General features: G+C 65.7%; 20 protein-coding genes. 11 read left to right on the forward strand and 9 right to left on the reverse strand.

Annotated features, from left to right (window positions below; translation table 11 throughout):
• Positions 1-12: 12 nt before the first annotated feature.
• The 5 genes from RE421_RS02455 to RE421_RS02475 form a co-directional block, all read right to left on the reverse strand.
• Positions 13-801 (reverse strand): cyclase family protein, encoded by a 789-nt coding sequence (locus RE421_RS02455; RefSeq protein WP_309813757.1) that lies wholly within the window; start codon positions 799-801, stop codon positions 13-15.
• On the reverse strand, positions 798-1,367 hold the full coding sequence (locus RE421_RS02460) for a flavin reductase family protein (RefSeq protein WP_309813763.1): 570 nt from the start codon (positions 1,365-1,367) through the stop codon (positions 798-800). The genes RE421_RS02455 and RE421_RS02460 overlap by 4 nt, the downstream gene beginning before the upstream one ends.
• Positions 1,367-2,869, reverse strand: coding sequence for a 4-hydroxyphenylacetate 3-hydroxylase N-terminal domain-containing protein (locus tag RE421_RS02465; RefSeq protein WP_309813766.1), 1,503 nt, complete (start codon positions 2,867-2,869; stop codon positions 1,367-1,369). The genes RE421_RS02460 and RE421_RS02465 overlap by 1 nt, the downstream gene beginning before the upstream one ends.
• Positions 2,870-2,912: 43 nt before the next feature.
• The gene (locus tag RE421_RS02470) at positions 2,913-3,389 is read right to left on the reverse strand and encodes a RidA family protein (RefSeq protein WP_309813768.1); all 477 of its coding nucleotides are present in this window, start codon (positions 3,387-3,389) and stop codon (positions 2,913-2,915) included.
• Positions 3,390-3,471: 82 nt separating this feature from the next.
• On the reverse strand, positions 3,472-4,908 hold the full coding sequence (locus RE421_RS02475) for a cytosine permease (RefSeq protein WP_309813771.1): 1,437 nt from the start codon (positions 4,906-4,908) through the stop codon (positions 3,472-3,474).
• Positions 4,909-5,176: 268 nt separating this feature from the next.
• Here RE421_RS02475 and RE421_RS02480 point away from each other — a divergent pair, with 268 nt between their 5' ends.
• Complete coding sequence (locus RE421_RS02480; RefSeq protein ID WP_309813775.1) at positions 5,177-6,517, forward strand: L-serine ammonia-lyase; 1,341 nt, start codon at positions 5,177-5,179, stop codon at positions 6,515-6,517.
• 1,623 nt (positions 6,518-8,140) lie between these two features.
• Here RE421_RS02480 and RE421_RS02485 read toward each other — a convergent pair.
• A complete protein-coding gene (locus RE421_RS02485) occupies positions 8,141-8,563 on the reverse strand; it encodes a GntR family transcriptional regulator (protein WP_309813778.1) in 423 nt (140 codons plus the stop codon).
• A complete protein-coding gene (locus tag RE421_RS02490) occupies positions 8,560-9,351 on the reverse strand; it encodes a hypothetical protein (protein WP_309813781.1) in 792 nt (263 codons plus the stop codon). Before RE421_RS02490 ends, RE421_RS02485 begins: the two co-directional genes overlap by 4 nt.
• Positions 9,352-9,675: 324 nt before the next feature.
• Between RE421_RS02490 and RE421_RS02495 the strand changes: the two genes are divergently transcribed.
• The 5 genes from RE421_RS02495 to RE421_RS02515 all read left to right on the forward strand — a co-directional run bounded on the left by RE421_RS02495 (position 9,676) and on the right by RE421_RS02515 (position 11,864).
• Positions 9,676-10,092, forward strand: coding sequence for a hypothetical protein (locus RE421_RS02495; protein ID WP_309813784.1), 417 nt, complete (start codon positions 9,676-9,678; stop codon positions 10,090-10,092).
• An 88-nt stretch (positions 10,093-10,180) separates the two neighbouring features.
• Positions 10,181-10,483 carry a hypothetical protein gene (locus RE421_RS02500; protein WP_309813787.1) on the forward strand — a complete coding sequence of 101 codons (303 nt, stop codon included), beginning with the start codon at positions 10,181-10,183 and terminating at the stop codon, positions 10,481-10,483.
• A 152-nt stretch (positions 10,484-10,635) separates the two neighbouring features.
• Complete coding sequence (locus tag RE421_RS02505; protein ID WP_309813789.1) at positions 10,636-10,875, forward strand: hypothetical protein; 240 nt, start codon at positions 10,636-10,638, stop codon at positions 10,873-10,875.
• 238 nt (positions 10,876-11,113) lie between these two features.
• The gene (locus RE421_RS02510; protein ID WP_309813792.1) at positions 11,114-11,575 is read left to right on the forward strand and encodes a hypothetical protein; all 462 of its coding nucleotides are present in this window, start codon (positions 11,114-11,116) and stop codon (positions 11,573-11,575) included.
• Positions 11,559-11,864 carry a transcriptional regulator gene (locus RE421_RS02515; protein WP_309813802.1) on the forward strand — a complete coding sequence of 102 codons (306 nt, stop codon included), beginning with the start codon at positions 11,559-11,561 and terminating at the stop codon, positions 11,862-11,864. The genes RE421_RS02510 and RE421_RS02515 overlap by 17 nt, the downstream gene beginning before the upstream one ends.
• 287 nt (positions 11,865-12,151) lie before the next feature.
• Here the strand turns inward: RE421_RS02515 and RE421_RS02520 are convergent, their stop codons facing one another.
• Positions 12,152-12,739: a recombinase family protein gene (locus RE421_RS02520; protein WP_309813805.1), complete on the reverse strand. Its 588-nt coding sequence runs from the start codon at positions 12,737-12,739 to the stop codon at positions 12,152-12,154.
• A 204-nt stretch (positions 12,740-12,943) separates the two neighbouring features.
• A complete protein-coding gene (locus RE421_RS02525) occupies positions 12,944-13,387 on the reverse strand; it encodes an MGMT family protein (protein ID WP_309813808.1) in 444 nt (147 codons plus the stop codon).
• A gap of 122 nt (positions 13,388-13,509) precedes the next feature.
• Here RE421_RS02525 and RE421_RS02530 point away from each other — a divergent pair, with 122 nt between their 5' ends.
• From RE421_RS02530 to RE421_RS02550, 5 genes are read left to right on the forward strand one after another with little or no spacing between them, the layout of a single operon-like run.
• Positions 13,510-14,622 (forward strand): iron-siderophore ABC transporter substrate-binding protein, encoded by a 1,113-nt coding sequence (locus RE421_RS02530; RefSeq protein WP_309813811.1) that lies wholly within the window; start codon positions 13,510-13,512, stop codon positions 14,620-14,622.
• A gap of 13 nt (positions 14,623-14,635) precedes the next feature.
• Positions 14,636-15,769, forward strand: coding sequence for an iron ABC transporter permease (locus RE421_RS02535; RefSeq protein ID WP_309813813.1), 1,134 nt, complete (start codon positions 14,636-14,638; stop codon positions 15,767-15,769).
• A 7-nt stretch (positions 15,770-15,776) separates the two neighbouring features.
• Positions 15,777-16,898, forward strand: a complete 1,122-nt coding sequence (locus RE421_RS02540; protein ID WP_309813816.1) for an iron chelate uptake ABC transporter family permease subunit — start codon at positions 15,777-15,779, stop codon at positions 16,896-16,898.
• A 1-nt stretch (position 16,899) separates the two neighbouring features.
• Positions 16,900-17,772 (forward strand): ABC transporter ATP-binding protein, encoded by an 873-nt coding sequence (locus RE421_RS02545; protein WP_309813819.1) that lies wholly within the window; start codon positions 16,900-16,902, stop codon positions 17,770-17,772.
• 21 nt (positions 17,773-17,793) lie between these two features.
• Complete coding sequence (locus tag RE421_RS02550) at positions 17,794-18,393, forward strand: GNAT family protein (protein WP_309813822.1); 600 nt, start codon at positions 17,794-17,796, stop codon at positions 18,391-18,393.
• The last annotated feature ends 20 nt before the right edge of the window (positions 18,394-18,413 follow it).

The following is an 18,413-nucleotide window of genomic DNA, read 5'->3' on the forward strand; positions in this document are numbered from 1 at the left end:
GGATCACTGGGCTCAATCCAGGACTGCTATGGCGCGGATCGGGGAGCCCGTGCCGCCCAGGATGTTGAGCGGCAGTCCGTAGAAGTCGAACCGACGGTTCACCAATTGCCCCAGATTCGCTAGGTGTTCGGTGTTGACGATTCCGTACTTCCGGCAGACCATGTGCCCGGCGAAAGAGGTGTCCAGGCTGTTGTCGATCGCGGCGCAGTCGGTGCCGATGTTCACGACGCCCTTCTCCGCCAGGTACTCAGCCCCTTCCCAGGAGAAACCAGGATTTTCGTCGATGTATCGCTTCTCCGGGAAGGTGCGGTCCCCGTAGTCGAACCATGCCAACACGATGTCGCCGGGGCGGATGCTCTCTCCCGCCTCAGCGAGTCTCGCCTCCGCGATTCGCACCGCCTCGACCCCCGCCGATCCCGTCCCCTCGGGGTCAGGGTCCGAGAAGACCACGTGCGAGAGATCCAGGCACACCGCCGATCCGTAGTAGTACTCCAGAGGGGTGCGATCCAAAGGCGCCCCGTCCGGGTCGTACTCAATGACCGCGTCGGTATGTGTGCCGGCGTGCTCGCTGATGATCAGGTTCCGGGCGTAGAAGCCGTCCTGGGTGCCGAACCTGGCCTTAAACTCGTCGTGGGTCTGGTTCACCGGAGTAAAGGTCCGCTGATGACCGAACCACATCGGCATGCCTTCGTAAAGCGGGCGTGTTAGATCGACGATCGTCTTGCGCCCGCTTTCCAGCAGATGTGCTCCGAGGGTAGGCGTCTGCATTCCCTGCGTGTTGGTCTCTATTTCGATGCTCAAGCCAGTACTCCCTGTTCAAAGTGGCCGAATGTGCGGTTCCAGTAGAGAAGCCCGCAGTCGTTGGTCTTTTCCCCCACCGCCGAGACGACGTCCGCGACGACGAGCAGGTGATCGAGCACCTCGACGTAGAATGCGACCTGGCATTCCAGGTTCATCACCGCTCCGACCACCAGAGGCATGCCCAAGCGTTGTCCTCGTTGCGGGAGCAGGTCGTCCTCGTTGAGGAACTTCGGCTGCCCGGCCGCGGCTTGTCGCGCGGCCAGGTCACCGGCGTCCGAGGAAAGGATCGCCACGCCCAGGGTTCCGTGGTCCCGGATATGGGCTGCGGTCGCCGTGGTGCGCAGGATCGAGAAGGAAACGCGCGCCGGTTCGGCGGAGAATGAGGACAGGGATGACAGGGTCACCCCCCAAGGCTTGTCGTCGACGTAGCTGGTGATGACCACGACGCCGCTGGGCAGCCCCCGCATCGCTGTTGCGAATTCGCTACGCTCGATAGTGTCGTTGGCCGGTGCCGCTGCGGTGTGCAGCAGCGGGCTCTTTGTCTTTTCCTTGGTCATGGTCTTCATCAGGAAATCCCTACGTAATCGCGGACACGCCGGGCCGCGGCGCTGCGGTCGGTCTTGGAATAGACCAAATGGCGGACAAAGGCGGGAGGCGTGGCGTTGACGTTTTCGAAGAGGGCCACCCGGCCGGCGTGGGCTCCGCTCGTGAGGTCCCAGACGAAGTTGAAGAAGGTGTTCTTCTCCCGCGCGCTGACTCCGGTGCCGGGAAAAAAGGCTTCCATGCGGGGCCCAAACTCGGGGTGGTCCCACACCTTCTCGGGCCAACGTGCGATCAGCGCCTGGCCGCACAGATCACGCAGGATGTGCATGATGCGCGGATAGTTCTCGATGGAGTACAACCGTCCGGCGGTTGTCAGGTCCGGGTTGGGTACCTGCAAGCCGCACCATTCCACCGACTCGTGAATGGTCGCCAGCGAATAGGCCTTGAGTGTCTGTGCGTACATAGTTACGTCCGCCACTGCAGCCTGGACGCCCGGAATCTTGTCGGTTCCGAGGATCTCGGTGATGACCTCAGCGACACCTGCGAACATTTCTGCGCGGAACGCCAGTCGGGTCATAACTGACCAAAGAGAGTAGGCGCAGCTCTCGTAGTAAAGGTCGAGCAGCCCCAGGTTGTATTTACTGAACACGTATTCACGGGGAATGAAGACATTGTCAAAGATGATCGTCTGGTCAAGTTCTTCGCCCGCATGGTCTAGGGGGTGGTCATTGCGGGGAGTGTTCATTTTCGCGGTCGGTTCCCGCAGGATGAGCGACAGCCCAGGCGAGTTCATCGGGATTGCGGCCCAGATCGCTGCTTCTGGACCGACTCCCCCACCGAGGGTGGTCGAGAGGGTAAAGAAGTGGGCGAGGGATCCGATGCTGCCGGCCACCTTCGCGCCGCTGATAACAATGCCCTCAGGGGTGTCTTCGACGATGCGCAGCTGTGAGGGGCGCTCGTTGCGCGGAATGTTCTTGTCCGACTGAGGGTCCGCGATCAGATCGGTGCTCAGCAGGTTGTTGTCACCGGAGAGCTTGACGAAGTTCCGGATGTTCTCCGCGAACTCGGCGTTCTCCGCCTCGATGCGGTCAATGGTCGACAGGAAGCCCAGGGCCATCATCGCCCCATAGTCGTTGGGCCGGCCGTACATGCCCATGGTCCGCTGGGTAATGAACTTCGTGGCCTCTCGCTTGGCGAGCAGGTCTTCGCGGGTACGCGGCACCTGCCAGCCGATTGCCCGGCGCCCGCCGTCTTCACCGACGTAGGTGAGGATGTCCTGGCCCTCGGCCGTGAACTGGTCGTCTTGGATACCGGCAAGGGTGTCGACGGCGCGCAGGTCCGGGTGGGTGGTGACGTCTTCGACTTCCTCGCCTTCGGAGGTGATGATCCGGCGCCCGTCGCGCAACGAGGCCTTGTACTGCTCGCCGGTGAGCAGGTGCCCGCCGCTCTGCTCGAGCTGCTCGGTAACTTTGGAAATGCGCAGCCGCTCGGCGTCGTCCGCCGGGGCGATGTTCTGGATGGTCATGTTCTTGCCTTTCTATTAGGAGTCTCAGATTGAGGGTTTCGGGTCAGTCGGAGCTGCCCGTGCCGCGGTCCTGCAGCACGGCGATGGCCTCGGCCTCGATGAGGAAGCCGTCGTACATCAGCCCAGCGACTCGCACTCCGGTGCCGGCTGGGCCCTCCTTGGGGAGGAACTCCATGCGGACCCGTGTCATGGCCTCCCAGTTGCGCTGCACGTCCTCACCGGTCCCGTCGAAGCAGTAGTAGGTGTTGACTTTGACGACGTCCTCCCAGGTGGCCCCGGCTTCGGCCAGTACGTTGGTGAGAGACTGGAAGACATTGCGGGTCTGTACCTCGATGTCGCCTTCACCGACCACGTTGCCGTGCTCGTCGGACGAGAGCTGGCCACCGGTGAAGACAAGATTTCCTACGCGCCAGCCTTGGGAGAATGGGGTGGGCATGTGATGCGTCCAGGTGCTGTTCATCAGCCGCTGGCGGTCGGTGCCGTCACCGGTGGGGGTGACCAAGGAAACGGATTCAGTCATTGGAAGGTCCTTTCGTAGGGAAAACTGCAGTGCTGGCCCGACGGTCAGCCGTAGGGAAGATCGGTGGAGGTAGCCAATTCGGTTACGGCTGGCTCTGCACGTCGGCGGGAGCCGGTGTCGGGGCAGCGGCACGGGATAAATCCGGGGTTGGAGTCCGACGTTGGGCGAACCTGATGAGGGTCAAGTAGATGAAGAAGCTGGCGATGGAGCCGACCAACCAGGACAGGTCGGCGCCATTGAGGGACTCTGCAATCGGCCCGGTGTAGAACGACCCCCGCATGAACGGCAGTTGGATGATAAATCCCAGCACGTAGGTCACCAGCGCTGGAACGTTGAAGGCCCCGTAACCGGCCTTGGGATCATTGAATGCCGCTACGTCGTAGTCGCCGCGCTTGACGATGTAGTAGTCGACGAGATTGACGATGCTCCATGGGATGAGCAACGTCATCAAGAAGTGAATGAAGTCGCCGTAACTGACCAGGAAGTCATTGGCGAAAAAGGCGGCGATGACGGTAGCCAGAAAACAAGTACCGATCGCGACGCTGTTACGGGCTCGAGCCTTCGGCGACCAAGAAGTACGGAAGGTCTGGATCATGGTGATCGTCGTCAGCGCCGGCCCATAGAGATTGATGACTGCCGCGTCCATCGCCCCAAGGAAGAGCATTGCCACGACGAAGAGCATCACTGGGGTGGGCAGGATGGCGACGAGGTCCTGCAGATCGCCCTTACCTCCTGAGGCAGTGACCAGCAAGGCACCGAGGACCATTACCGGGATGGCACCGCCGACGGTTCCGAGGTACGTGAACCAGAATGCGGACTTTGACGAGGTTTTCGACGGTAAGTATCGGGAATAGTCAGACACGTATGGTGCATAGGCGATTTGCCAGATAGCGGCCGTGGCCGCCATCGCAAGGAAGCCCGTCAAGGAGAAACCTAGGGCCGGTGCTGAGGACGAGGCCTGCCCCATATGGGTGAAGGTAAATACGCCCAGCAGCACGACGGCTAGGGCGAACAACGGCAACAGGTAGCGATTGAACCGGTGGATGATCTCGTACCCGAACAGCACGATGGCCAGGGCCAGCACCGAGCAAGCAATCAGCGCAGCCAACGGGCTGAGGCCGGGCACGATCAGCAATAGTGTGTCGCGAGCGAGCACCAGGATAGAGGCGAGAAAGCCCAAGTACATCAGGATGACAACGATCAACACCAGCAGCGCGCCGTACATACCGAACTGCGCTCGGGCCTGGATCATCTGGGGGACGCCTAATTTCGATCCCTGCACTGAGTGCAGCGCCATGAAGACCGCACCGATGACGTTTCCAATGATGATCGCCACTACGGTCCAAGCGAGGTCAAGACCGTAAATCGTGGGTCCTAGGACGCCGGTCACCAGAGTGAGCGGCATGATTTGGACGCCGAACCAGACTGGGAAAAGGTGCCGCGCCCGACCAGTTCGCTGTGATTCGGGGACAGGTTGGATAGTTAGATGCTCGACGAGGGTTGAGGATGAGCTGGCCATATGGGCTCCAATGAGGAAGGCGGACTCGGCTGACACTAAGTCGTGGCCCGCGAGCTGCGGAGATGTGCTGTAACCCTACATGGCTGCTGCAAGTATGTCACTACCCTATGAGAAGTATTCCCAGAGCAATTTGAGCCGCTCGTTTCGGGCTATTGCAAGCGTATGAACGGATTATTTCCACCACGTTTCGTAGCTAAGCAGGCTCTGCGCTGTATTTCAAGTCACACTTGTCTTGTATTTCTGCAGTTCTGCTGTAGATAATAGGTGCATGCAAAGTTCAGATCTGGGCGTCGGCGACCTGTTCTCCATTGGCATCGGCCCCTCCAGTTCACACACCGTGGGGCCGATGCTCGCTGGCAGAGAATTCAGACGGAGGATCGCCCTGATGGGGATCTGCCGTCAGACAGCGGCGGTACACGTTCGCTTGCGCGGATCACTGGGTGCGACCGGCAGAGGACACGGCACCCCGGCAGCGGTAGTGGCGGGTCTCGATGGCGCGAAGCCGGGAACCTGCGAGCCCGAAGCGGTCGCGACCGCGTGGACGGAAGAGGAAGGAGGAAGGGCCAGACTCGCCCCTGAGGCACCCCGCGTTCCAGTGACCGTGGAGTTCGCACCCTTCCAGCCACACCCCGAGCATGCCAATTCCCTGGACCTCGAGGCTCACGGCGCCGACGGGACCGAACTCTACGCCGAGACCTATCTGTCCACCGGTGGTGGCTTCATCCGCCGAGTCGGTGACGTGCCGTCCACCTCATCCCACCGACCGCCGCATGTCTTCACCACGTTCGATGACCTGCTCGCCCGCTGCGACGAGAGCCAAACATCTATCGCGCAGATCGTCAGGGACAACGGGCTCTCCCGCGGTCAAGATCCAGACGCCACCGCAATACGCATCTGGACGGCGATGAAAGAGTGCATCAGCCGAGGAAGGAACGCGCAACCGGGAGTCCTTCCCGGCGGCCTCAACGTCCGGCGGCGCGCCCCCGCACTCGCTAACCGCCTCTCTACCGACGACAGCTGGACCACGCACATCGCCCGGATTCAACTCGATGCCCTAGCCGTCAATGAAGAGAACGCTGCCGGGGGTCGCATAGTCACCGCCCCCACCAACGGTGCCGCAGGCGTAGTTCCGGCCGTCATCGCCCACCACGCGAGACAGGCAGAGGAAGACCACGTGGTCGACATGCTCCTCACCGCGACGGCAATCGGTTCCATCATCACCACCACGGCATCCATCTCAGGAGCCCAAGTCGGCTGTCAAGGCGAAATCGGCTCCGCCTGCGCCATGGCAGCCGCCGCCCTCGCCGCGGCCAACGGCGCCTCGCCTCGCATGATCGGCAAGGCCGCCGAAATCGGGCTCGAACATCATCTCGGCCTCACCTGTGACCCGGTGGGAGGCCTAGTCCAGATCCCTTGCATCGAACGCAACGCCATAGCAGCCGTCACGGCCACTCAGGCGGCCACACTGGCAATGAACGAACCGGACCACGAACCTAAGGTCAGCCTCGACGTCGTCATCCGCACGATGCGCAGAGTCGGGGAAGACATGCTCGACAAATACAAAGAGACATCACTTGGAGGTCTTGCAATCAGCGTCACCGAATGCTGAAACTCGCGGCTCCTCCGCATGCCGCCGATTGCGGTACCGTGCGGAGGCCATAAGTTCTACGGGCTGCAACGCCTGTCACCCCTCACGGGACGGCCTCTTCAATCAGGGTTTCGCTTAAAGTCTCGGAGGCCATGACTCAGGCAACAGCAGGCGGGCATTCAGCGACCAATCCTTGGCACCCCAGTTCGCGGGTGTCGCCCCCTTCACCCGCCACCTGTAGGAGGCGGTAGACCCATAAGGAGAAAACCATGCATCAACTCATTGATTTTGTCGTCGCCACATTCCCATACACGAGTGCAACCCGGTACCCCTCAGGCCGGACCTCGATCACCGCGAGTTCATGCCACTGGGGGCCCTCGGTCCGAGTGGTTAGCACGCCTTGGGAAGGGATGTACCTCGAGAACATCGACTGACTAGCAAGCATGGAGAATCAGCTTCCCAAAGGTGAACCGCCATCCGCTGTGGCAAAGACAGAATCGGATGATTCGCCAGAAGATTCCTGAAGTTTTATGCACCCTCCAGCTCTCACACCACGGAGCGCCCGAGGATTGTGCGATGCAGAGCCTCGTCGGGTGTCTCGGCACTGGGGGCCCCGAACGGCAGGTCCGGGCACTAACCGACAAAGTCGACGCCCACCTGTCCGAGCAGCTTGGCCGCGGCGGCATCCAGGGAGCCGCGCAGCGTCTCCGCGACGCGCTGGCGTTCAACCGAGCCCAGCTCCGCGGTGATCTGCGTGTTGCGATCAACATAGTGGGAGTGAAAGTCCGGGGCGGAGATTCATCCCGTGAAACTTCAGCAGCATATGGGCGAGCGTCTGACGCATCAGCGTCTGTCGGCGGTCGCCCCCGCTGACGGCGACCAGCGACTCATGGAAGCGTTGATTGGCCATAGTCATCGCCGAAACATCGCCGCCTCCATGGCGGCCCGGGTTTCGGCGACAATCGCCTCGATGCATGCACGTCTAACTTCTCAGCCGGCAAAGCGACCGCCGATGCCAACTCGTGTCGCATCCGGTACACATTGCGGGTCACTTCTGAGCCGGACAGGCCACGAGCACGCCGCCGTTGGGATTCCGCGTCACCATCGACTCCTTGGCCAGCACTGTAAACAATCTCGCTCAAGATATTGCGAGAAACCGCCAGGGCGTCACATAGGTCCTGCTCGGAGAGCTTGCCATTCGGCCGCAGCGAGCCCTGGTGATCTGCGTGCGCAGGCTGTCGCCAACACATGTCCCGCTTTGGGCATGTGGAGTCCGCCCGTTCGGCACCAAGGACTGCAATAGGTGGTCCAGGGGCATGCCATCAATCTAACGCCGCCTGCGAAACACGAGCCTGCACCTGGAGTGTAAGGACGGGTATACCCTCTTGGACACTGCGGATGCCGACGGAGACATGCTGTCAAAGTGGGTCCTGAATCGAACCTTGGACAACTTCGTGAGGCCGGGTCTTAGATCGGGTTGGACATATGGACCCGGTGCAAACCCGAGGCCACATTGTCGCTTTTGAAGTTGAGCGCATGGAGACCTTCACTACTCACGAAAAAGACACCTCGATTGCGTGCGTAAGGGGATCCTTCATCGGGACGCTACTTGCTGGGCCCGAGCGTCGCTTGATCGGCAGGGCCTCAGGTGCGGTTATCTGCTCTGTGCGAATTCACCGATTCGGCGTGCGTGTTCAGTTTTCCGGAGTCTGGTTGTGGCCGGGGCCAGATGGCTCGGAGGATGCGGACGGCATCGTCCAAGCTGGTGCCTGTCCGGGTGCTGGTGTCGACTAGCTGGCGGGCGGCGGCCAGGACTGCTCGCGGTGTGGTGGTTGCGCTGCGGCTGACGCGGGTGCCCCCGCTGGTGCGAGTGGTGAGGAGACCTTCGGTCTCGAGTGCCTTGTAGGCCTTGGCCACGGTTCCGGCGGCGACGTCGAGGTCTTTGGCGAGCTGGCGGACGGAGGGCAGGCGTTCATCGGCCGCGAGCTGCCCAGACACGATCAGCCCGCGGATCTGATCACGGATCTGCTCCGTGGGCGGCGTGGACCCTGACAGGGTGATCATCATGACGTGACCATGGCCTTCGCTGGTTGCCGCGCCGGAATCGCAGACAGGAGCACGGTGGCCCAGTGGGCGACCCCGAGGGTCATCAGCACGAAGCTCGCGCCGAGCAACACCGGTTCCAGCGCGGCGAAGGTGGTCCACGAGTTCACCGTTCCGCCTGCCGCGGTGAACTGACCCCGCATCGATGCGGTCCCGGCGAGGGACTGGAGGATGAACCCGAAATGCGCCAGGAGCGCACCGGTTGCGACTGCGAGAATGTTGCGGGTGCGGGCGGTCCTGATGTACGCGTCCCGAGCATGGTCGTGGTCCAGGGCCGGGCGGGAGATGAGGAATAGGTCGAGGTAGGCCACCGCGAGCAGGATGGCCAGCAGGATCAGGCAGGGCACGGAGTAGAACCAGCCGTAGATGCTGGTGCCCATGCTGTGTTGGGCCCCGAGGTCGACGTAGTACACCATGTAGCGCCCCGTGGTCGGATCGGGACTCGAGGCGGTTCCGGCAATGATCGTCACCAGGAGGACGAGTGCGACCAGCACGAGGGGGGTCGCGAACCACCATCGGCGCCCGAAGCTGGTCGGGGTCCTGGGTGAGAGATCTGCCGCGCCTCGACCGGCCCGTGGATGTGCCGGGAACGCCAAGAGGACCAGAGCGAGTATCGCCAGGATCAGGGGGAAGACGAATCGATAGTCGGCATGCCAGGCCGTGAGCACCATCGGGACATCGAAGGGTAAGGCCAAGGGCACCCCGGCCAGCCGTTCGAAGGCCACTGCGAGGAGCAGGACCAGTCCAGTCATGCCCGGGATCACCCGGCCCGAACCGTTTGGCAGACCCGCTGTGCGGCCATGCAACAGCCACCAGACCAGAGCGAGAACGAGACCCGTGAGCACAGGGCCCCAGACCAGGAACATCAACCACGCCATTGCCGCACCCTTCGTTGTTGTGTCATTTCGACACTACACGTTTGTGTCATCCGAGCGGTACGGTCGATGTGAAGCAGATCACCACTGGACGTTCGGTTCCCGATGCTGAGACCGTTCGAGATGGCATGAACGTGAAATGGCTCTATAGCCCCTACTGGGGCGATTGAAGATCCCAACGACCACGGTCAGGAGCTCCCGATGCGGCGCAAGAGTCTCGTACTAGTCGGAGTGTTTACGCTTCTTCTGGTTTCAGGATGCAGCCAAGGCAGCGCCGGTGTCGGGCTCCTGGACGAACCGGCGACCGCTGACCGGACGTTGCCTGCGGACCTCTACGGGGGCGATGTGGAGCCGGACAGTGCCCGGTTTGTCGCCGAGTATGAGGGAATATCGTACTTTCTTGCGAAGCCGGCCGAACCCGGCATGGCCAATGGCGTGTGTCTTGTGGCCATGGAGACGGAATCGATTGCCTGCGGTGGCCCCTCGAGTGACGCAACCCAGTTGGTGTCACTGGACACCGCCGGAACTGAAGCCAGGGTGGTCCGCGACGGGACCGATACCACCGACCTCACCGACGAGGGGTGGACACAGATCCACGAGAACCTGCTCCTGCGGTAACTCGGGCGAAGGACTTCAATAGGGCGCGCACTATGGCAGAGTTCACCGAATGTCTTGGCTAAAGCCTCTGCAACGGTGATGCCGACCTATGCAGAGCGCCCGTTTGCCGATCCCCGATCGGAACGCGGGGCTCTTCTGCCTAGCTGACGTCGTCGCGCCGGAAGTGGTTCCCCATCCGGGCGCTTGTGTCGCCGTGAGTTGGGGAGGCCTCCACCGGGCGATCGAGCTCCTGCAGGTCGATGCCATATGGCACGACTGGTTCGGTGAATCGCTCAGCCAAGTCACCGGCACCGGGGCCGCGGAGAACCTCGTCGTCCACCTGAACCAACTGGCCCGGGCGTCCAGGTCGGACAGCACCAATGCGATGACCGGGGGCAAGACGAATGGGTGAGTCTTCGGAAGTCGAGCGCTACCTTGCGACCCTGTTGCGGGAGGTCGAGGGGCCTTGCCGCAAAGCTGCCACCCGAGGTGGAGGCGGCGGCCAGCATCCGCCACAGGGATGTCTACGTGGAGGTCCGTGGCCCCCGGTGGGCAACGTTCACCTTGGTCCTGGGCAGTGAGGCTCCCGAGATCGTTTACAACGGCCAGTACATCTACCACCATCTCATCGGTCCGGACATGGATGACCAGCTGGAGTTCATCCAAGAGAGTGTGGACGAGTTCGCCGGGTTCGTCCTCAGCGACAAGGAACTCGTCGAGGGCAAGACCCGGATCCTGCGCAAGCCCTACGTGTCCATGCCTCTGAGCGACGGCACCGAATGGCGGCTGCACGAGTTCCATTGAGGCCGAAGGGGTGCATTGACCGAGCTGCGCTGATGGGTTCACTGGGGTCGTGTCAGTTAGGGATTGCCCTTCGGGATGGTCCAGCCGGTCCCGTCCTTTTCCTCCGAAGTGACCACGGTAGGGGCTATGCAAACGAGCAACGATTCCGCTGAACCCCGAGGGATGCACACCCTCCGCCATACCCTCGACTTTCCAGCATGGAAAAACTAGACTTTCTGCAGCGGAAAGTGAGGACATTGTGGCCGACCAAGACCCAAAGCCTGACCGTGATCCCCGCCAAGCACTCGCTGAAGTCGACGACGCTTCCAGCGCCATGGCGAACTCCACGGATGCGCCCCGCGGTTTTATGCTCGCCTTGGTGGCACTGATTGCGACCGTCATGACACTCATCGGAATGGTGTCCTGGCCGGTGGTCCTCGGAGTGGGAGCCCTGTCGATTCCCCTAGCACTGTGGTACTTCCTCGTCATGAGGAAGCGACCCAAAGCACGTCCCATACTGAACCACTCCAGGTCCTACGTGGGGTACTTCCTCCTGCTCATTCTGACCCTGCAGCTCATCCGCTTCTGGGAGGCGTCATCATGGGTCGAAGCAGGTGCGAAGTGGGTCCTCGTATTCGGCGTCTGCTGGTTCTGCATCTCTCGCATGCGTGCTTTCGCGATTAGGGATCGGCTCAAGGACGCCCATGAACGCCACCTCTAATCCAGGCACTTTCAATGAGCTGATTCATGCCCCAACCCGTTTGCGCATCTGCGCCAGCCTCGCTCCACTGCAATGGGCCGAGTTCGCCCAATTACGTGATGCACTTGACGTCGCGGATTCAGTACTGAGCAAGCATCTCAAGCAGCTATCGGACGCCGGGTATCTCGAAATTGAACGCTTCTCCAAGGCAGGTCGAAGCCACGTCAGGGTTGCACTGACCGCGAATGGTCGGAAGTCATATGTCGGACACGTCGCTGCTTTACGTGCCATGACCGAGACGGAGGCATGAAACCGCTTACAGATGAGCGACCGGGCTCTCTCGGATCTAAACGGCGGCTCACGCCATCATCTCAGCCATGTCAGTGGGCCCCACGAGACCTTTCCAACTGTCCCGTAAGCCGAACCCCCACCGGACACACCCGCAGCTGACGTGGCTAAACGGCGGCACGCGAATTTGTGCGTCCCGTATGACCGGTCCGGTGGTCCGTCCCGGTGACGGGGCGCCATACGGCGCATGGCTGGACGGTTCCGTGCACCCGTCTTGCCGCTTTCAAACGTCGGGCGACGCCAAGAGAGCTACGTTGCAGCGGGTAGGTCGCGGATGCGTCGGTAGAGGGTGGCCCGGGACATACCCATGTCTCGGGCCACCTGCGCGGCGGGCTGGCCGGAATCGACCAGTCGCGCGGCGCTGCGGATCTGGGAGTCGGTGAAGGTCTGCCGGCGTCCGCCGAGGTCCTGGCCGGCGGCCCGGCGCTTGGCGACGGAGTCGGTGATACGTTCGCTCTTGATCTCCAGTTCCATCTGGGCCAGGGCGGCCATTACCGTGAAGACCATCGACCCCATCGGGGTTTGCGTGTCGACGTCTCCCCCGCCCAGGTTCAACACCCGCAGCCCGGCGCCCCTGTCCCGGAGCGTCTGGGCGAAGGCCAGCATGTTCTGCGTGGACCGGCCCAACCGGTCCAGGGTGGTGATCACCAAGGTGTCCCCGTCCTCGAGAGCGGTCACCGCCTTGTCGAACTTGGGCCGGGAAGCCCGGGCCCCGGATACCCCGTGATCGACGTAGAGGTCATCGCGACGGACCCCGGCCGCGAGAAGGTCCTCGATCTGCCGGTCGGCGTCCTGCCGGCGGGTGGAGACCCGCGCATATCCGATGAGCTTGCCCATGACCACCCCCAGTGTCTCGCAACCAACGTTGAGTACAAGATTCTAGCCGCTTGGTTCCGATACATAGTTGCGAGAATCGCCCGAGTCTCACGCAGGCCGGAAATCCGCGCCTTCCTCCTGCACTCACGAAGCCACCCGTGAGACGTCTTGTAACCCATGGGTTGCCAGACAAGTCCGGCCGGAACGCGATTCCAAGCTCCGTCCCTACGACGCTTCGCCGGAATCGATGGCGGACCGGGGGTGCGCCCTCAGGACGCGGCCATTGCGGAACGGAACACCCTCGGCTTCGAGTAACGCCCGAGCGCCTCCCCCATGACACGTCGCTGGTGCACCACCGGCATAAACGACCCGCCACCACGGCACGTCGCCATCGAGCAGAGAGACGGCCCGGCCGGCCTGCCGAGGGCCGATGCCCGCGGCCAGCCCAATCTCACCGTAAGCCGCCGCTTGGCTCGCAGGAATGGTCACCACCGCGGAACGAACCGCTGCGACCACCTCCGGCCTCATCTCTCGTCTCGTTCGCTCGGGTGAACTGCCCACCCGACGACACGACGCGTGCCCAGCGACCGCACCGGAAACCCTGAGAGGATCGCACATCCGCTGCGCTCGCTGGGCACGTCCACCGTTGACCCAACTGCACTGTGCCATCGTCCCGCACGGCGACCGCACGTTTGTTAGGCTAGGCTAACCTCGGGGGATTAGGCAACACCCTCGTTGCCCAATGAGTCCTGCTGAGCCCAGTGAACTGTCCATGACCGAAAGGCACCGACGTGTCCTCTTCCGCCCTCTCCCCGACCACCGGCGAGCGCCGCAGCCGCGGGACCGCCCGCCGTCGGGCCCTATCCCTCGGTTCCCTCGCGCTCAGCGCGGCCCTGCTGGCCGGCTGCTCGACCGGCCCGGCCGGCGGGTCCGATTCCGAGTCGTCCGGGTCGTCCGCGGCGGCCAGCTCGGATGCCACGTTCCCCCGCACGGTGGAGCACGTCTACGGCGAGACCGAGATCCCGGCACAGCCTGAGCGCGTGGCCACCGTGTCCTGGGTGAACCAGGATGTGGCACTGGCCCTGGGCGTGGTGCCCGTGGGCGTGGCGGCCACCGAATACGGCGGCAACGCGAACCAGTCCACCGACTGGTTCGACGCGGCCCTGGAGGAGTCCGGCGGCGAGGCCCCAGAGCAGTACTCCGAGGCGGACGGCATCAACTTCGAGGCCCTGGCCGCCACGGAGCCGGACATCATCCTGGCTGCCTACTCCGGCATCACGCAGGAGGAGTATGACAAGCTCTCCGAGATCGCCCCCGTGGTCGCCTACCCGGAGGACACGGCCGCCTTCACCACCGCCTGGCAGGACTCCACCCGGCTGATCGGCGAGGCCCTCGGCCAGGAGGAGAAGGCCGAGGAGGTCATCTCGGACGTGGAAGGGCAGGTGGCCCAGGCTGCCCAGGAGTTCCCGGCCCTGGAGGGCACCACCTTCCTGACCGGCACCGTGGACCCGGCGGCCGCCGACCAGATCTACCTGTTCACGGCGGCGGACAACCGGCCGAAGTTCCTCACGTCCCTCGGCATGGAGCTGGCGCCCGTGCTCGCGGAGAACGAGGACGCGCAGGACGCCTTCTACCTCACGTGGTCCCCCGAGCGCGCGGACGAGCTGGACTCGGACATCTTCGTGACCTCCGCCGCGGACGAGTCCGTGGGCGAGGCCATCACCGCTGACCCGCTGCTGTCCAAGATCCCGGCCGTCCAGGACGGCACCCTCGTGCTGCAGACCGACGAGCAGGAGGTCCTCTCCACCTCTGCCGCCTCGCCGCTGTCCATCCCGTGGGCCCTGGAGAACGTGGTTCCGGACCTCGCCGAGGCGGCCGAGCAGGCCGAACAGGCCGAGGGCTGATCGCTCCCCGCGGATGAGTCCCACCCTCCACCGCCCCGCCCGGGGCGCACCGCAGCCCGCCTCCCCGGCCCTCGCGCCGGAGGGGCGGGCTGCCGCGCCCGGGGCACGACGACGGCCGGTCGCCTTCCTGATCCTGCCGGCGGTCGTGCTGGTGCTGGCCTGCCTGGCGGCGGTGGCGTTCGGGGCCCGCAGCGTGGCCCCGGGGGCGGCACTGGAGGCTCTCGGCGCGTTCTTCTCCGGCTCCGGCGGCGCGGCGTCGGCCGATATCGACGCCGCCGCGGTGCTCTCCCGGATCCCCCGCACCCTCACGGCCGTCCTGGTGGGCGCCGCCCTGGCCGTCTCCGGGGTGGCCCTGCAGGGGGCCACCCGCAACCCGCTGGGCGATGCGGGCCTACTCGGCCTGACCGCCGGGGCCTCCCTGGCGGTGGCCCTCGGGCTGGGCCTGGGCCTCTCGGCCGGACTGGCCGGGGTCATGGTCCTGTCCATCCTCGGCACGCTGGCGGCCGCCGTGGTGGTCTACACGGTGGCCGCGGCCGCCTCCCGGATCGGCGGCGGCTCCGGCGCCACGGGCACGGCCCCCGGGCCGTTGTCCCTGGTGCTCGCTGGCGCGGCCGTGACGGCCGGCTGCACCGCCGTCACGAGCGCCCTGCTGATCCTCTCCCCCGCCGTGCTGGAACGCTTCCGGTTCTGGACCGTGGGCTCCGTGGCGCGGTCCTCGCTGGAGGACGCCGCGTGGCTGACCCCCGTGATCGCCCTCGGCATCCTCATGGTCTTCGTGGCCGCGCCCGGGCTGGACGCCCTCGCCCTGGGCGACGAGCTGGCCCACGGCCTGGGCTCCCGCCCCGAGCGGCTGCGCCTGCTGCTGCTCGGGGCCACCGTGGTGCTCACCGCCGCCGCCACCGCCCTGGCCGGACCCGTGGTGTTCGTCGGTCTCCTGGTCCCCCACGCCCTGCGCCGCTTCCGCCCGGCCTCCACCCGCGTGCTCGTGCTGGGCTGCGCCCTGTGGGGCGCCGTCCTGGTGGTGGCGGCCGACCTGGCCGGCCGGCTGGTGATCGCCCCGCAGGAGATCCACGTGGGGGTCACCACCGTGGTCATCGGCGTACCGGTGCTGCTGGTGCTGCTGCGCCGGAAGAGTGTCTCGCTGTGAGGCCGCGATGAGCGCCCCGGTCCTTCACGCCGCCTCCCCCGCGGCCCCCCGGCCGCCCGCGGAGGCCTCGCCCGCCGCGGTGGCGGCGGTCCGGTCCCTGCACTCGGGGGCCCGACGCCGGCTGCTCACCGCCACGATCGGGCTCGCCGTGGTCCTGCTGCTGGCCATGGGCGTGCGCGTGCTGCTGGGGAACTACACCGTCACCATCCCCGACTTCTTCGCCATCCTGGGCGGCGAGCGGATCCCCGGCGCCTCGTTCATCGTCCAGCAGGAGAAGCTGCCCCGCGCCGTGGCCGGCGCCCTCGCCGGGGCGGCCTTCGGGGCCGCCGGGGCCCTGTTCCGCCGGACCCTGCGCAACCCCCTGGCCAGCCCGGACATCATCGGCGTGACCCAGGGGGCCGCCGTCGCCGCCGTCGCCGTACTGGCCCTCGGCGGGGTGCGCGGCATGGGCATGGCCGTGGCCGCGCTGGTGGGCGGGGTGGCGGCGATCGCCATCGTCCTCGCGTTCTCCCTGGCGGGTCGGGCCTCCGGCGGTGCCGGTCGCGGCGGGCTGGCCGGCGCCCTGGGCGGGGCCACGTTCATCGTGGCCGGGATCGCCGTGGCCTCGCTGTGCCAGGCCATCCTCTCCGGGACCATGCTCGCCCTGAACCAGCACGACCTGCAGGCGGCCGCGGTGTGGACGGCCGGGTCCCTGAACGCGGTGACGTGGGAGCGCATCACCCTGCTGGCCGTGCTGATGCTCGTGCTGGTGCCGCTCGGCGGCATCCTGCATGCCCGGCTGGCACCCGCGGACCTCGGCGGCGAGCTGGCCCACGGTGTGGGGTCCCGGCCGGGGCGCACCGGACTGGGGGCGCTGGTCGTGGGCGCCCTGCTGGCGGCGGCGGCCACCGCGGCCACGGGCCCGCTGGCCTTCGTGGCCCTGCTCTCCACGCCGCTGGCCCGCGGGCTGACGGGCGGCCGGCCGTCCCTGCCCGTGGCGGCCCTGTGCGGGGCGGTGATCGTGGTGGTGGCCGACTTCGTGGCCTCCGAGGCCTTCGGCGGCACGCGACTGCCCACCGGCGTGCTCACCGGCGCCGCCGGGGCCCCGTTGATGCTGTGGCTGTTGATCCGCACCGGACGAAAGGCCTGAGATGAACCGCGAGACGAGCCACGAGACCGCCCTGCGGCTGCGCGGGGTGAGCCTGGCGTACGGCACCCGCACCGTCGTCGGGCCGCAGGCCCCCGTGGACCTGGACGTGCCGGCCGGCCGGACCACCGCGATCATCGGGGCCAACGGCTGCGGCAAGTCCACCCTGCTCAAGGGGTTGACCCGGCAGCTGCCCCTGGCCAGCGGCTCCCTCGAGGTGCTCGGCCGGGACGTGGCCGGCTGGCACGCCCGCAGCTACGCCCGCACCGTGGCCCTACTCCCGCAGTCCCCCGTGGTGCCGGAGGGCATGACGGTGGAGCAGCTCGTGGACCGCGGCCGCCACCCGCACCGCGGCTGGTTCGGGGCGCGGACGGCCCGGGACACCGAGGCGATCGCCCGCGCCCTGGAGCAGACCGACCTGGTGGGGCTGGCGGGCCGGGACGTCGCCGAGCTCTCCGGCGGCCAGCGGCAGCGGGCGTGGCTGGCCCTGGTGCTGGCCCAGCAGACCCCCGTGGTGCTGCTGGACGAGCCGACCTCCTACCTGGACCTCTCCCACCAGGTGGAGCTGCTGGACCTGGTGCGGAACCTGCCAGACCCCACCGGCGAGCGGCCGCGGGCCACCGTGGTGGCCGTGCTGCACGAGCTCAACCTCGCGGCCCGATCGGCCGACCACATCGTCGCCATGGCGGACGGCCAGGTGGTGGCCGAGGGGACGCCGGAACAGGTCCTGACCCCCGCGCACCTGGAGGAGATCTACGGACTGGATGCCGACGTCGTGCCGGATCCGCTGCTGGGGCACCCGGTGGTGCTGCCGCGCACCGCCGCCAACCGCGCGGCCCACCACACCGCCCACCGCACCGCCGAACGCACCGGCTGATCCGGTGAGATGCTGGTGCCGATGAGCGCGCCCCGACCCGACTTCAGCCGCAAGGCCACCCTCACCGGCGCCCTGGTCCGCCTGGTGCCGGCCCGGCGCGAGCACGCCGCGGTGTTGCACCCCCTGCTGGCGGATCCCGACGTGGGCCGCCTGACCGGCGCGGTGCACTCCACGGCCCCGGGGCACGACGCCGGCCCGGCCTGGACCGAGGAACAGCTCGCCGGGATCTATGGCCGGTGGTCCGTGGCGGAGGACCGGCTCGTCTGGGTCATCGAGGAGATCGCCACCGGGCGCATCGTGGGCGAATCGGTGCTCAACGAGCTGGACGAGGACAACCTCTCCTGCGGCTTCCGCCTCTGGATCTCCGGAGCACGAGACCGCGGCCTCGGCACCGAGACCGTGGAGCTCACCCTCCGGCACGCGCTCGAGGACCAGGGCCTGCACCGGGTGTCCCTCGAGGTCTACGCCTTCAATCCCCGCGCCCGCCACGTCTACGAGCGGGCCGGGTTCGTCCACGAGGGCACCCTGCGGGACGCCCTGCTCATCGACGGCACCTGGGTCGACGCGCACGTGATGGGCATCCTCGCCGACGAGTGGCGTGAACGGCACGGGAGATCCTGAGCGCACCGCCCGGGAGGGCT

Source organism: Citricoccus sp. I39-566 (assembly GCF_031432995.1).
In the GTDB taxonomy this organism is placed as follows: Bacteria; Actinomycetota; Actinomycetes; order Actinomycetales; family Micrococcaceae; genus Citricoccus; species Citricoccus nitrophenolicus_A.